Origin of the sequence: Campylobacter sp. US53, from assembly GCF_004378995.1 — a bacterium.
GTDB classification, from domain to species: Bacteria; Campylobacterota; Campylobacteria; order Campylobacterales; family Campylobacteraceae; genus Campylobacter_D; species Campylobacter_D jejuni.
On sequence record NZ_RYYH01000001.1, the window covers coordinates 386,782 to 401,749 of the forward strand.

The 14,968-nt window shown below is 31.8% G+C and carries 14 protein-coding genes; 9 read left to right on the forward strand and 5 right to left on the reverse strand.

Going from position 1 to position 14,968, the window contains the following annotated elements; translation table 11 throughout:
- Positions 1-146 precede the first annotated feature (146 nt).
- Together ELQ05_RS01945 and ELQ05_RS01950 are read left to right on the forward strand one after the other, a co-directional pair.
- Positions 147-1,571 (forward strand): catalase, encoded by a 1,425-nt coding sequence (locus ELQ05_RS01945; RefSeq protein ID WP_134239903.1) that lies wholly within the window; start codon positions 147-149, stop codon positions 1,569-1,571.
- Between the two features lie 56 nt (positions 1,572-1,627).
- On the forward strand, positions 1,628-2,098 hold the full coding sequence (locus ELQ05_RS01950; protein ID WP_002855628.1) for a Cj1386 family hemin-binding protein: 471 nt from the start codon (positions 1,628-1,630) through the stop codon (positions 2,096-2,098).
- Here ELQ05_RS01950 and ELQ05_RS01955 read toward each other — a convergent pair whose 3' ends face one another.
- Positions 2,099-2,755 carry a transcriptional regulator gene (locus ELQ05_RS01955; protein WP_088303637.1) on the reverse strand — a complete coding sequence of 219 codons (657 nt, stop codon included), beginning with the start codon at positions 2,753-2,755 and terminating at the stop codon, positions 2,099-2,101.
- Positions 2,756-2,922: 167 nt separating this feature from the next.
- Here ELQ05_RS01955 and ELQ05_RS01960 point away from each other — a divergent pair, with 167 nt between their 5' ends.
- The 7 genes from ELQ05_RS01960 (at position 2,923) to feoB (ending at position 10,774) form a co-directional block, all read left to right on the forward strand.
- Positions 2,923-3,285 carry a RidA family protein gene (locus tag ELQ05_RS01960; RefSeq protein WP_002852401.1) on the forward strand — a complete coding sequence of 121 codons (363 nt, stop codon included), beginning with the start codon at positions 2,923-2,925 and terminating at the stop codon, positions 3,283-3,285.
- A gap of 3 nt (positions 3,286-3,288) precedes the next feature.
- A complete protein-coding gene (dcuC, locus tag ELQ05_RS01965; RefSeq protein ID WP_002855464.1) occupies positions 3,289-4,728 on the forward strand; it encodes a C4-dicarboxylate transporter DcuC in 1,440 nt (479 codons plus the stop codon).
- A gap of 12 nt (positions 4,729-4,740) precedes the next feature.
- A complete protein-coding gene (locus ELQ05_RS01970) occupies positions 4,741-5,904 on the forward strand; it encodes a PLP-dependent aspartate aminotransferase family protein (protein ID WP_096702851.1) in 1,164 nt (387 codons plus the stop codon).
- A gap of 9 nt (positions 5,905-5,913) precedes the next feature.
- A complete protein-coding gene (purB, locus tag ELQ05_RS01975) occupies positions 5,914-7,281 on the forward strand; it encodes an adenylosuccinate lyase (protein WP_052804818.1) in 1,368 nt (455 codons plus the stop codon).
- An 8-nt stretch (positions 7,282-7,289) separates the two neighbouring features.
- Complete coding sequence (locus tag ELQ05_RS01980) at positions 7,290-8,630, forward strand: MmgE/PrpD family protein (RefSeq protein WP_134239904.1); 1,341 nt, start codon at positions 7,290-7,292, stop codon at positions 8,628-8,630.
- Positions 8,631-8,711: 81 nt separating this feature from the next.
- A complete protein-coding gene (locus ELQ05_RS01985; RefSeq protein ID WP_002779147.1) occupies positions 8,712-8,936 on the forward strand; it encodes a ferrous iron transport protein A in 225 nt (74 codons plus the stop codon).
- On the forward strand, positions 8,933-10,774 hold the full coding sequence (feoB, locus tag ELQ05_RS01990; protein ID WP_134239905.1) for a ferrous iron transport protein B: 1,842 nt from the start codon (positions 8,933-8,935) through the stop codon (positions 10,772-10,774). Before ELQ05_RS01985 ends, feoB begins: the two co-directional genes overlap by 4 nt.
- Here the strand turns inward: feoB and ELQ05_RS01995 are convergent.
- From ELQ05_RS01995 to ELQ05_RS02010, 4 genes are read right to left on the reverse strand one after another with little or no spacing between them, the layout of a single operon-like run.
- The gene (locus ELQ05_RS01995) at positions 10,771-12,264 is read right to left on the reverse strand and encodes a hydrogenase small subunit (RefSeq protein WP_038817382.1); all 1,494 of its coding nucleotides are present in this window, start codon (positions 12,262-12,264) and stop codon (positions 10,771-10,773) included. The genes feoB and ELQ05_RS01995 overlap by 4 nt on opposite strands.
- Positions 12,265-12,267: 3 nt before the next feature.
- The gene (gene fabI, locus ELQ05_RS02000) at positions 12,268-13,092 is read right to left on the reverse strand and encodes an enoyl-ACP reductase FabI (protein ID WP_002780456.1); all 825 of its coding nucleotides are present in this window, start codon (positions 13,090-13,092) and stop codon (positions 12,268-12,270) included.
- Between the two features lie 3 nt (positions 13,093-13,095).
- A complete protein-coding gene (locus tag ELQ05_RS02005) occupies positions 13,096-13,767 on the reverse strand; it encodes a triose-phosphate isomerase (protein WP_038817381.1) in 672 nt (223 codons plus the stop codon).
- Positions 13,764-14,966, reverse strand: coding sequence for a phosphoglycerate kinase (locus ELQ05_RS02010; protein WP_002783833.1), 1,203 nt, complete (start codon positions 14,964-14,966; stop codon positions 13,764-13,766). The genes ELQ05_RS02005 and ELQ05_RS02010 overlap by 4 nt, the downstream gene beginning before the upstream one ends.
- Positions 14,967-14,968: the final 2 nt, after the last annotated feature.

Consider the following 14,968-nt stretch of genomic DNA (forward strand, 5'->3'; position numbering starts at 1 on the left):
ATATATTTTGATAATTATTATTATAATATAAAAAAACTAAATTTATTTTGAAATTTATTATCAATAAAATGCAATTATTCAGTTAATTTTAATTTTTAATAGATATAATTTGCTAATTAATAAAATTTATTATTTAGGAGAAAACAATGAAAAAATTGACTAACGATTTTGGAAACATTATAGCCGATAACCAAAATTCATTAAGCGCAGGCGCAAAAGGACCTTTACTTATGCAAGATTATCTTTTGCTTGAAAAACTTGCTCATCAAAATAGAGAAAGAATTCCAGAAAGAACCGTTCATGCTAAGGGAAGTGGAGCTTATGGCGAAATAAAAATTACAGCAGACTTAAGTGCTTATACCAAAGCTAAAATTTTTCAAAAAGGCGAAGTTACTCCATTATTTTTACGCTTTTCAACAGTAGCAGGTGAAGCAGGTGCAGCAGATGCTGAACGCGATGTGAGAGGTTTTGCTATTAAATTTTACACCAAAGAAGGAAACTGGGATTTAGTAGGAAATAATACTCCAACTTTTTTTATCCGTGATGCTTATAAATTCCCTGATTTTATCCATACTCAAAAAAGAGATCCAAGAACACATTTAAGAAGCAATAATGCTGCTTGGGATTTTTGGAGTTTATGTCCTGAAAGCTTACATCAAGTAACCATTCTTATGAGTGATAGAGGAATTCCTGCAAGTTATCGTCATATGCATGGATTTGGAAGCCATACTTATAGTTTTATTAATGATAAAAATGAAAGATTTTGGGTGAAATTCCATTTTAAAACCCAACAAGGGATTAAAAATCTTACCAACCAAGAAGCTGCCGAGCTTATAGCAAAAGATAGAGAAAGTCATCAAAGAGATCTCTATAATGCTATAGAAAATAAAGATTTTCCAAAATGGAAAGTTCAAGTTCAAATTCTTGCTGAAAAAGATATAGAAAAACTTGGATTTAATCCTTTTGATTTAACAAAAATTTGGCCTCATAGTCTTGTGCCTTTGATGGATATAGGCGAAATGATTCTAAACAAAAATCCTCAAAATTATTTTAATGAAGTTGAACAAGCTGCCTTTAGTCCAAGCAATATCGTTCCTGGAATTGGCTTTAGCCCTGATAAAATGTTGCAAGCTAGAATTTTTTCATATCCTGATGCACAAAGATATAGAATAGGAACTAATTATCATCTTTTGCCCGTAAATCGTGCAAAAAGCGAAGTGAATACTTACAATGTCGCTGGTGCTATGAATTTTGATAGTTATAAAAATGATGCAGCTTATTATGAACCAAACAGCTATGATAATAGCCCAAAAGAAGACAAAAGCTATCTTGAACCTGATTTAGTCTTAGAAGGCGTAGTACAAAGATATGCTCCACTAGATAATGACTTTTATACTCAACCAAGAGCTTTATTTAATCTTATGAATGATGATCAAAAAACTCAACTTTTTCATAATATTGCCGCTTCTATGGAGGGAGTTGATGAAAAAATTATCACTAGAGCTTTAGAACATTTTGAAAAAATTTCACCTGATTATGCAAAAGGAATTAAAAAAGCTTTAGAAAAATAATTTTTACTTGCCACTTTTGGTGGCAAACTAAAGATTATAATAATTAAGGAAAAACAATGACAACTCTTAGTTTAGAAGAAGAAAAAAGATTTGAAGAACTTTGTAAAATGGCTTTTAATTTTGCAAGAAATAATGAATATGAAAATCTTAAAATCATGATAGAAGCAGGTTTAAATGTAAATTTAAAAACTCATAAAGGCGATAGCTTGCTTATGCTTGCAGCTTATAATAATTCTTATGAAAGCGCTAAAATGCTTTTAGAAAAAGGTGCAAAAGTAGATGAAAAAAACGATCGTGGACAAACCCCATTAGCGGGAGTTTGTTTTAAAGGATACTTACCTATGTGTGAACTTTTAGTTAAATATGGAGCAAATATTGACGAAAACAATGGTTTAGGAATGACACCTTATACTTTTGCTATTATGTTTGGACGCAAAGATGTGGCAGAATTTTTACTCAAAAAATCTAAAAATAATTTTTTAAAGAAAATGAGCCTAAAAATACTAAAATTTATCAAAAAATTTTAGTTATTTTTTAAATTTCTTCAGATACCTATAAACACTAGGTTCTGAAATTTTTAAAAATTTTGCTACGATAGGAACCGCTCCTTTTATATTAAAAATACCTTTTTCATATAGCTTTTCAGCAATTTCTTCTTTTTGAGTAATACTTAATTGATAATCAGAATTTAAATAACTAGAATCTACACTTTGAACTAAAATATCCTCTATCGAGTGACTTAATGTTTCTATGCTTGAATCATTTTGAGAAAAACTAATATTTCCTAAAATATCACCCATATCTCCAATTTTTTCTAAATCAATCATCTTGCATATTAAATCTCTTATAATGCTAGTATCATGATTGATACACAAAATACCTACTAATTTATCATGATTTTTAATAAAAAAAGTAGATCCTCTAATTAATTTTGATTTTCCAACAAGAGCCTTATAATCACATAAAAAATCTTTTTCTAAATATTTTTTATTTTGTATAAGCTCACTTGCAAAAGCAGTCAAGGGAGAATCTAAACTTCTCCCACTAATGTGACTGTTAGCAATTGCTGCAATATAGGCCCCATCTTCAGTAATTACATGAAAAACTATCTCATATTGCTCACCTAAAACTTCTCCTAAAAAATATGTCAACTTTATAAATTGTTGTTTTTGTCCCTCATCCATAAAACTGCCTTCAATAAAAAATTAATACGATATTAAATTCTACTCTTTATACTTTAAAACATTTCTTAAAAATAAAATTTTATTATTATGATAATAAACTATTGACAAATTATTATTGTAGTGATAAAATGCATTCTGTTTAATCTATATTTAACAAAGGAGAATTCATGTCAAACTATCCAAAGGCCATTGGTCCATACTCAGCTTACAGAGAAGTAAATGGACTTTTATTTATATCAGGACAACTTCCTATCAACCCTGCTTCAGGAGAAATAGAAAGCTCTGATATCAAAGAACAAACCAAACAATCTTTAAAAAATATCGGTGCTATCTTGGAAGAAAATGGTATCAGTTATGATAAAGTGATTAAAACCACTTGCTTTTTAGCTGATATTAATGATTTTGTAGCATTTAATGAAATTTATGCTGAATTTTTTAAAGCTCCTTATCCAGCAAGAAGTGCTTTTGCAGTAAAAGATCTGCCAAAAAAAGCTAAAGTAGAGATAGAGATCATCGCTCAAAAAGGATAAAACATGCTAGGTATTGTTTTTTCTTTATTTAGTGTTTTTTTACTTGTTTTTATGCTTTATAAAAAAATCAATGCTCACATGGCATTGCTTTTAAGTGGTTTACTTTTACTTTCCTTAGCTGCTATTTTTGGACTTTCTCCACACATTGTCGCTAAAGGTTCTTTAAATTTAGGTTTTTTTGATATTTTTCAAGTTTTCAATCAAACCATGTCAAGTACATTAGCAGGGCTTGGACTTACACTTATGACTATAGCAGGTTTTTCTGCTTATATGGATCATGTAGGGGCTTCTTATGCACTTTTTAAAGTTTTTGAAAAACCTTTAAAAGCCGTAAAATCTCCTTATGTTTTACTCATAGTTGCTTATTTTATCGTGCAATTTTTAGTTCTTTTCATCCCTTCTCACGCAGGCTTGGCACTTTTACTTATGGTTACTATGTATCCTATACTTGTACGCTCTGGTGTTTCAAAACTTTCTGCCTTAAGTGTGATTGCGATTTGTCAATATATCGATCATGGACCTGGAAGTGGAAATGTGATCATGGCGTCAAAAGTAGCTGAAGTTGATCCTGCAATTTATTTTGTTCATTATCAACTCCCTACAACCTTGCCTATCATTATAGCTGTAGGTATTGCGATATATCTTTGCAATAAATTTTTTGATAAAAAAGATAATTTTGTCTTCAATGCACAAGAAATTGAAAAAGAACTAAATGAAAATGAAGGTAAAGAAAAAGAACTTAAAAAGCCTCCTAGAATTTATGCGATTTTACCTATAATTCCTTTGGTTTTAATCCTGGGATTTAGTTCCGTGCTTGATAGCATCTTAGTTTTAATGGGAATAAGTAGTGCTGAAGAAGTTAAAGCAGCTGCTAGCACTGCCATTAAAATGAATGTTCCAGTAGCAATGGTGATTTCAACTTTTGTGGCTATTATTTTTGAAATGATACGCTATAAAAGTATAGTAGAAACTCTTAATTCTATTATGATTTTCTTTAAAGGAATGGGACATTTATTTGTTATCACAGTTTCACTCATCGTTTGTGGTCAAGTATTTGCAAGCGGTCTTTTATCTGTAGGTTTTGTAGATACTTTAATAGAATTTTGCAAAAATGCAGGATTTGGAGTTTTGGCTATTATTATCGCCGTTTCAATCTTGCTTGCAGTTTGTGCTTTCTTAATGGGTTCAGGAAATGCGGCATTTTTTAGCTTTGCTCCACTTATCCCAAATATAGCAAAACACTTTGGAGTTGAAACTATCACCATGATAGCACCAATTCAAATTATGACAGGCTTTGGAAGATGTGTTAGTCCTATTGCACCAGCGATTTTAGCTATCTCAGCTATTGCAAAAGTAAGTCCTTTTGCCGTGGTTAAAAGAACAGCTATTCCTATGCTTGTAGCGGCTATTGTAAATGTTATTATGACTTATATCTATCTTTAAAAAGGAGAAAAAATGAACTCAAAAACTAAACTTATTCATTGTGGCAGAGGCGATCAAAGTGCTGAAGTAAGATCAGTTAATCCTACACTTATGCGTGCATCAACCATACTTTTTAAAGATCACGCAACTTGGCAAAAATACAGAGAATTAAGAAAAACAGATCGTGTTTTAAGCTATGGGGCTAGAGGAACAACAATCAATTTTGAACTTGAAAAACTTATTTGCACTCTAGAGGGTGGCTATAGAGCACAACTTTTCCCAACAGGACTTGCAGCATTAGCTATGGTACTTTTAAATTATGCAAGCAAAGATGCACATTTTTTAATCACCGATGCAATTTATGGGCCTGTAAGAACGATTTGCGAATTATTTTTAGACAAAATGGGAGTTGAAATTGATTTTTTAAAAGCTGATGCAAGTGATGTAGAAGAAAAAATCAAACCTAATACCAAGCTTATCCTATGTGAAAGTCCAGGTTCTATACTTTATGAAATCATAGATTTACCAAAACTTTGCAAAATTGCCCATGCGCATAATATCCCTGTAGCTATTGACAATACTTATTCTAGTGGATATTTTCTAAATCCTTTAGAACTTGGAGTGGATATTTCAGTTATCGCCGCTACAAAATATCTTAGCGGACACTCTGATGTAACCATGGGTATAGTAGTAATCAACGAAAAAGAATGGAAAAATTTTGACAAACTTCCAGAAGCTTTAGGCTTTACAACAAGTCCTGATGATGCTTACTTAGTACTTCGTGGTATGAGAACACTAGATGTAAGAATGAAAGCCCATGAAAAAAGTGCTGATGAAATTGTAGAGTTTTTACAAAGCAGAAAAGAAATTAAAACAATTTTCTATCCAAAACTCAAATCCCACCCAAATCATGAAATTTTCATGCGTGATCATAAAGGTGCAAATGGTATGATTACCATAGAATTTGCAAAAGGTTATAGCAAAGATGATGCTATTAAATTTGTAGATAAACTAGAATACTTTTCAATTGGTGCTAGCTGGGGTGGATATGAAAGCTTAGCCACCGTAACTACTCCACCTAGAACTGCAACAGACCTAAGCGCAAGAGGACCATTTGTAAGATTTCATATAGGTCTTGAAGATACTAAAGATTTAATTGCTGATTTAACACAAGCTTTTGATAGTATTAAAAAATAAGGAGATAAGATGACAGGAATTAGCGTATTTGATCATAGATTACTAGCAGACTCATGGAGCACGCAGGAAATGCGTGCTATTTTTTGCGAACAAAACCGCATACAAAAATGGCTCGATGTTGAAGCAGCTTTAGCAAAAGCACAAGCAAAACTTAAAATTATCCCTAAAAAAGCAGCTGATGAGATCGCAAAAAAAGCTCATTATAAATTTATGGATATGGACTTTATCTTTGCTGAATTTAAAAAGACCAAACACCCTTTAGTTCCTACTGTAAGAGGATTAGAAAAAGCTTGCGATAATAATTTAGGCGAATATGTACATTTTGGAGTAACCACTCAAGATATCATCGATACAGGACTGGTTTTACAATTTAAAGAAGCAATGACTCTTATAAAAAGCGAATTAAAAGCTATCGCAAAAGCCTTAGCGAAACTAGCTAAAACCCATAAAAACACCGCTATGATGGGAAGAACTTTAGCACTTCAGGCTTTGCCTATTACTTTTGGACATAAAGTGGCTATTTGGTTAAGCGAACTTGAGCGTCATTTTGAAAGAATACTTGAGCTTGAAAAAAGACTTTATGTAGGTAGTATAGTAGGTGCTGTAGGAACCAAAGCGAGTTTAAGTGATGAGTGCAATGAGGTAGAAAAACTCACTTTAGAAAATTTAGGACTTGATGTGCCTAATATTTCTTGGCAACCTGCACGTGATCGCTTTATAGAGCTTGGTTTTGTGCTAGGTAATATCAACGCAACCTTTAACAAAATCGCTCATGAAATTTTAATCCTTTCGCATAATGAAATTGATGAAGTTGCTGAACCTTTTGGCAAAGGACAAGTAGGATCAAGCACTATGCCACACAAAAGAAATCCTGCAGTAAGCGAAAATGCAGTTACAGTAAGCAATGCCTTTAAAGCAAATTTAGCCATTTTAAGCGATATTGAAAGACATGAACATGAAAGAGATGGTCAAGTTTGGAAAATGGAATGGAAGCTTTTACCTGAAATGTTTTTAATGCTTTCTGTGGTTTTAGCAAATATGAAATTCGCTCTTAGCGATTTAGAAGTAAAAAAAGATAAAATGCTTAAAAATTTAAATACTCTTAATGGTTTTGTTTTAGCCGAGCGTGTTATGTTTGCATTAAGCGATCATTATGGAAAACAACATGCCCATGAAATTGTTTATGAAAATGCTATGCTAGGTATAGAAAAACAAAAAACTTTTAAAGAAGTTTTACTTGCAGATAAAAGAGTATCTAAGGTATTGAAAGAAAAAGAAATTGATGCTTTACTTGATGCAACAACCTATGTAGGATATGCACCAAAACTTGTAGATGAATTTTTAGCAAAAATCAAAAATAGCGCTATCTTAAAATAGGAAAAATCATGTTCTATAGTGAAATTTTAGCGGATTTTATTTTCAATCTTAAATATGAAAATATCCCTAATACAGTTGTTCAAAGGGCTAAAGAGCTTATGCTTGATAGCCTTGGAACAGCTATAGCAGCAAGCAAAGAAGAATGTGTTTTAAATGCTTTTAAAGCTTTTGAAAATTTAAGCACAGAAAAAAATACTCCTATTTGGGTAAATGATCAAAAATTAGATCCTATATATGCAGCTATGCTAGATGGCATTGCTTCTCATGCATTAGATTTTGATGATACGCATACAGAAGCGATTTTGCATGCAAGTGCGATTTTAACTCCACTTTGTTTAAGTTATGGTTTTCATGTTAGCAAAGATGCGAAAAAAATCATCAAAGCTTTTATAATAGGCTGGGAAATTGCAGCTAGAGTAGGCATTGCAAGCAAAGGCACTTTTCATAAGCGTGGTTTTCATACTACTGCTATTGCAGGAATTTTTGGAAGCGTGAGTGCAAGTGCAATCTTACTAGATCTTAACAAAGAACAAATCATCAATGCTTTAGGACTTGCAGGAAGTTTTGCAAGTGGGATTAATGAGTTTTTATCCAATGGATCTAATTCAAAAGTTTTACATATTGCCAATACTGTTAAAAACGGCATTATGGTAGCTCATTTTGCCAAAAACAATATGAGTGGGCCTTTGAGTATTTTTGAAGGTAGGGATAATATCTTTAAATGTTTTGGCATAGAAGAAGAATGCGATAAAACAGAACTTAGCAAAGCCTTGGGAGAAATTTGGCAAACTATGCAAGTTTCAATCAAGCCTTATCCAAGTTGTCATTTTGCTCATGGGCTTATTGATTGTGCTATTGCTTTAAAAAATGATGGTTTAAAAGCTGATGAAATTAAAAGTATTCATTGTTTTATAGATGAAGTTCCTATTTCTTTTATCTGCGATCCTTTGGAAGCAAAATACACTCCAAATAGTGCTTATGAAGCTAAATTTTCCATGCCTTTTTTAATGGCTCTTGGATTCTTTGATGGTAAAATCACTCTTGAATCTTATAAAAATTTAAAGCGTGAAGAAGTACTAGAATTTGCTAAAAAAATCAGTTACGAAAAAAGGAAATCTCAAGGCTTTCCAAAATATTTTCCAGGGCATTTAGAAGCCAGTTTGCAAGATGGACGCATAATCCAAAAAGATGTTTTTATCAATAAAGGTAATTTTGATAATCCACTAAGTTTTGAAGAATTAAAAGCTAAATTTTTAGCCAATGCACAAATTTACCTTGATAATGCTAAAGCTAACAAAATTCTAGATCAAATCATCAATCTAGAAAATTTAAACCACTTTTCTTTTTAAATATTTATCCTTCTTTTTACAAGAAGGATAATTTCATTACACTTTTTTATTATAATATTTATTATTAATTTAGGAATTACAATGACTTTAAACGAGTTAAAAGATGGACAAAAGGCTATTATTGTCAATTTAAACGCTCACAAAGAACTCAAAAATAGACTTTTAAGCTTTGGATTTATTAAAAATAAAAACTTGAAAAAAATTCACTCCTCTTTAAAAAATGCCACCATAATGGTAGAACTTGATACAAGTTGTGTTATCCTAAGATCTGATGAAGCTAAAACCATAGAAGTGAATCTTATATGAAAAAAATCAAAATAGCCCTTGTAGGTCAGCCTAATGTAGGCAAAAGTCTTCTTATTAATGCGCTTTGCAAAGCCAATATGAAAGTAGGAAATTTTAGCGGAGTTACTATAGAAAAAGCAAGTGCAAAAACTTTTTACAAAAACTATGAATTTGAAGTCATTGATTTACCAGGAACTTATTCTTTAGATGGATATAGCGAAGAAGAAAAAATCACACGTCATTTTTTAAATCAAAATGACTATGATGTTATTGTTAATGTTTTAGATGCTACTAATTTAGAACGCAATCTTATCCTTAGTGCAGAACTTTTAAGCCTTAATAAAAAAATGCTTTTAGCTTTAAATATGTGCGATGAAGCCAAAAAAGAAGGTATAGAGCTTGACACTTCTATTTTAAGCCAAGAATTTCAAAGTCAAGTTGTTGAAATTTCAGCAAAAACAAAAGAAAATTTAGAACTTTTGCTGCAAAAAATTATTATTTTATTTGAAAGTAAATTTATTCCAAGATCTCAATTTTACACTCCGCTTTGCGAAAAAACTCCAGAAAAAGAAGATTTATTATATTTTATTAATGAACTTTCAAAAAAAATTATCACACATAAAAAAGAAGAGAGAAATTTAACCAAAAAAATCGATGCCTTACTTATCCATAAATTCTTTGGCTTACCTATATTTTTATTTTTAATGTGGCTTTTATTTCAACTCACCTTTAGCTTAGGACAAATTCCTATGGATTATATAGAATCAGGCTTTAATGCCTTAGGTGAATTTGTTAAAAACAATATTTCTAATACCTTCATCGCTTCAGCTTTGGCTGATGGGATTATCGCAGGTGTTGGTGCTGTGATACTTTTTTTGCCTAATATAATGATTTTATTTTTAGGCATAGCTCTTTTAGAAACCACAGGCTATATGTCAAGAGTAGCTTTTTTACTTGATGGGATTTTACATAAATTTGGTTTACATGGCAAAAGTTTTATTCCACTAATCACTGGTTTTGGTTGTTCAGTACCTGCTTTTATGGCTACACGCACTCTTAAGAACAAAAGAGATAGACTTTTAACTCTTTTTGTGATCAATTTTATGAGTTGCGGGGCAAGACTTCCTGTATATGTGCTTTTTATCGGCGCTTTTTTTCCAAGTGAAAAAGCAGGAAATTATCTTTTTGGAATTTATATTTTAGGTGCGATTTTAGGACTTTGTGCTGCAAAATTTTTAAGAATGACAGCATTTCGTGGACTTGATGAACCTTTTGTTATGGAAATGCCAAAATATCGTATGCCAAATTGGCATTTAGTTTGGTTTATGGTTTATAATAAAGCCAAAATGTATCTTAAAAAAGCAGGAACTTTCATACTTTTGGCCTCTTTGCTCATATGGTTTGTTAGTAATTTTCCAAAAAGTGAAGAAAATTTAAATGATTTTAATGCTCAAGAAAGAGCTATAGAACAAAGTTATTTAGGACAATTTGGCAAAGGCATAGAACCTATTTTTAAACCCCTTGAGTTAGATTGGAAATTAAGTGTATCTTTAATCAGTGGTTTGGCCGCTAAAGAAGTAATGATTTCAACTATGGGAGTACTTTATTCACTAGGAAAAGATGTAGATGAAACAAATAATGATTTAAAAGGAATTATCGCTAAAAACATACCTATACCAAGTGCAGTGGCTTTTATTTTATTTGTAATGATTTATAATCCCTGCTTTGCAGCAACTATAGTTTTTTCAAAAGAAAGTGGAAAGCTAAAATATACTCTCTTTCTCTTTCTTTTTACCTGCACAAGTGCTTATATAGTAGCTTTTATAGGACTTCATATTGCTAAAATTTTATTAAACTAACTTGCTTTTAATGATGAAATTTTAATAATATTATCTTCAAAAGCTTTTAAAATACTATAAGCAATACCTTCAAAATCAAGCCCACCGCAAAGATAGATTAAAGTCATACGAAAAGATTTACTCACATCAAGCTTTGGTTTTTCAGCGTTCATATTCAACTTAAAATCATAAGGACTTGCATGTTTAAAAGCGTAATTTTTTGCCGCAATTAAAAAATCATTCTTATCTTTTAAAAACTCGCCTTTAACCAAAATAAAGCTTATCTCAAGATATTTCCAAAAATCTTTTGAAGGCATAGGATTTTCATCAAAATTTTGTTCTATAAAAGCATAGTTTTTTTCAAAAGATTTTTTATAATTTTCTACAAGCAAAGCACCTAATTTATTTTTAGCTATATTTTGTAAAATAAGTTTTATATTGCTTTCAAATTCAAAATCTATTTGTTCTAAAATTTTAATTTGCTCTTCTAGAAAAAATTCTTGTTTTAACTCTTCATTACAAAGTTTAGCGTAAGAAAAAATATTTGCCATAGGCTTTTCATAATTCCCAAACTCATCCCAAAAATTTTTCTCACTACAGGCTATACAACCATGTCCTGCGGCCACTGGCCAAGAAGTTTTAGCATTGAATTTCACTTTAGGACAGTTGTTGTAAGTATAAGGTCCTTTACAACCTACCTTAAATAAACAAGCTCCATTCTTTGCAGCCTCATCGTCAAAATGTTCAGCAAAAATCCCACTTTCAAATTTTGCCTTTCTTTCACACATATCATGCAAACATTTACCATAAGCCCACACAGGACGATTTTGCTCATCAAGTTCAGGTAAAACTCCAAATAAAGCAAAAAAACTTAAAGTCGCAATGATATTTACATCACTTGGAGGACAACCTGGGATATTTACTACTTTTTGACTTAAGACTTCACTAATACCACAGGTTTTACTAGGATTTGGATAAGCAGCTTGAATACCACCATAACTTGAACAAGTACCCACTGCAAAGATAGCCTTGGCTTTAGCGGCTAGTTTTTCTAAAATTTCATAGCCACTCTCTCCTTGTGCTCCTATAGTAAGAAAAAAGGTATCAATGGCTGCAACACCACCTTCAACCGCTAAAATAAAATCTTCTTCTAAAACATGCTCTAAAAGCTCTTCAGCTTTAGTGCCATTTGCTGCCATTAAAGTTTCATGATATTCTAAAGAAAAAAAATCAAAAATAAGCTCATCAAAACTTGGCAACTCAGAACGCAACAAACTCTCACTACACCCTGTACATTCACAAAGATGAAGCCATACTAACTTTGTTTTAGGTGCGATTTGAAAAAATCTTTGAGCAAGAGCTGGAATTTCATTGCCTAAAGATAAATGCTTAGCAAGAATTTTTACACTTTCTTCATTGACAACCTTATCCTCTTTTAAAATGGAATTTTCAAGTTTTTTAATGCGACCTTCAAGTATATTTTTTAATTCTTCATTGCTAAGCTTTGTCATTTTTTATCCTTTTTGATTATCCCAACAAAGAACAGTTTGCCCTTCTTCATTTTTTTCAACATCACCCATACCCATGATGTTATATCCTGCATCGACATAATGTATTTCACCTGTAACACCATTTGCTAAATCGCTAAGTAAATACATAGCCGAATTTCCTACATCTTCTATACTAACATTGCGTTTTAAAGGAGAATTGATTTCATTGTATTTTAAAATCATTCTAAAATCCCCTATTCCACTTGCTGCTAAAGTTTTAATAGGACCTGCTGAAATAGCATTAACACGGATTCCTTTTACCCCTAAATCTCTTGCCAAATAACGCACAGAACTTTCAAGTGCAGCTTTTGCTACACCCATAACATTATAATGAGGCACATATTTAACCCCTCCAAGATAACTTAAAGTCAAAATCGAACCCTTATCTTTTAAAATAGGTAAAACCGCACGTGTTAAAGAAAGTAAAGAATACACAGAAGTTTGCATAGCTATATCAAAAGCTTCTTTTGAAGTTTCTAAAAAAGAATTTTCTAAAGCTTCTTTTGGAGCAAAAGCAACCGCATGCACTACAAAATCAATCTCGCCTAAATCTTTTTTGATTTTTTCAGCGATAGAATCTAAATGCTCATTATTGTTTACATCAAGCTCATAAACAAAATTAGAATTAAACTCTTGTGCTATAGGTTCTACGCGTTTTTTTAAAGCATCATTTAAAAAAGTAAAAGCAAGCTCGGCTCCTTGATCAAAACATGCTTTTGCTATGCCATAAGCGATAGATTTATTATTTGCAACCCCTACAATAAGGCCTTTTTTACCCTTCATAATCATCTTTTATCCTTTGATTAATTTTATAAAATTTTCTACTTTTAAAGCTGCAGAGCCTATCAAAACTCCTCCACAATGTTTTACACTTAAAATTTCTTTGATATTATTTTCATTCACACTTCCACCATAAAGCAAAGGTACCCTAGTTAAACTCGCTAAAAATTCAAGCACTTTAGCAATATCTGTAGCTTGTGCGCTCACTCCCGTTCCTATAGAATAAATAGGCTCATAAGCAATGATGAGTTTTTCATAATTTAAATCAATAATTTCAAGTTGTTTTTTTAAAAACTCTAAAGTCTTGCCTAAATTTTTTGTATCTAAATTTTCACCTATACAAAAAACAATTTTATAGCCATGCTCTTTAGCAAAATCAAATTTAGCCTTAATAAGTGCTTCATCTCCTAAAGCTCTTCTTTCAGAATGCCCGATTAAAACACATTTGATCCCAAATTCGTCCAAATGTTCTTTTCCAAGCTCGCCTGTAAAAGCACCATTAACACAAGGATAAAAATTTTGCGCTCCTTGTATGAAGTTATTTTCATTTTCTAAAAATGCTACACTAGGTGGGAAAACGATAATATCATCGCATTTTGCCCCCATAGTTTTATTTAAAATTTCAGCATAAATTTTAAAGCTTGCCCTTGTGTGATTGCATTTTAAATTTGCAGCAAAGATCATTCATTTTCCTTAGATCTTAAAGCTTTTACACCTGGAAGTTCTTTACCCTCTATAAGTTCAAGAGAAGCACCACCTCCAGTGGAAATAAAAGTCATCTCATCTGCATCACCTGCACGCGCAACCACATCAGCCGTATCGCCACCGCCAACAACAGAAGTTGCATGTCCTTCGCTGATATAATGACTCATTTTAATACTACCTTTTGAAAATTTATCAATTTCAAAAACACCCATAGGTCCATTCCACCAAATCGTTTGCGCATCAGAAATCACCTCTTTAAAAAGTCTCACACTTGCAGGTCCTATATCTAAACCCATCCAACCATTTGGAATTTCTTGCGCTGGAACAAATTTCATCGGTGCATCTTGTGAACACGCAGGAGCGGCTACAACATCTACTGGAAGATAAATTTTTACTCCTAAATTTTTACCCTTGGTAAGAATTTTATTAGCTTCTTCTAAAAGCTCTTCTTCTAAAAGTGAATTTCCTATATCATAACCTAAGGCTTTTAAAAAAGTAAATGCCATACCTCCGCCTATGATTAATTTATCTACCTTTGGTAATAAATTTGTCAATGCTTGAAGTTTTCCGCTTACCTTTGAACCTCCAACAACAGCGACAAAAGGACGTGCTGGATGTTTGATAAGATTGCTTGCAAAATCAATTTCTTTTTGGAGTAAAAATCCTGCGCCTTTGTGTTTTTCATCAAAAAATTTAGTAATCGCCTCTACACTAGAATGTGCTCTATGGCATACTCCAAAAGCATCATTGATATAAACTTGAACCATAGAAGCAAGTTCTTTGGCTAAATTTTCATCATTTTTAGTTTCGCCTTTTTCAAAACGCAAATTTTCAAGAAGTAAAATTTCACCCGCTTTTAAATTCATAGCTTTGGTTTTTGCATCTTCGCCGATAACATCTTTTGCCATAATAATTTCTTTATCTAAAAGTCTAGCAAGACGCTTAGCCACAGGTTCTAAAGAATATTTAGAGCTAATTTCTTTTGGACGCCCTAAATGAGAGGCTAAAATCACACTACAACCATTATCCAAACAATATCTTATCGTAGGAATAGCTGATCTTATGCGTCTATCATCAGTGATATTTAAAAAATCATCTTGAGGAACATTAAAATCACATCTTATAAAAACTTTTTTCTTAGCTAAATCAATGTCTTTTATAGAAATAATATCACTCATGA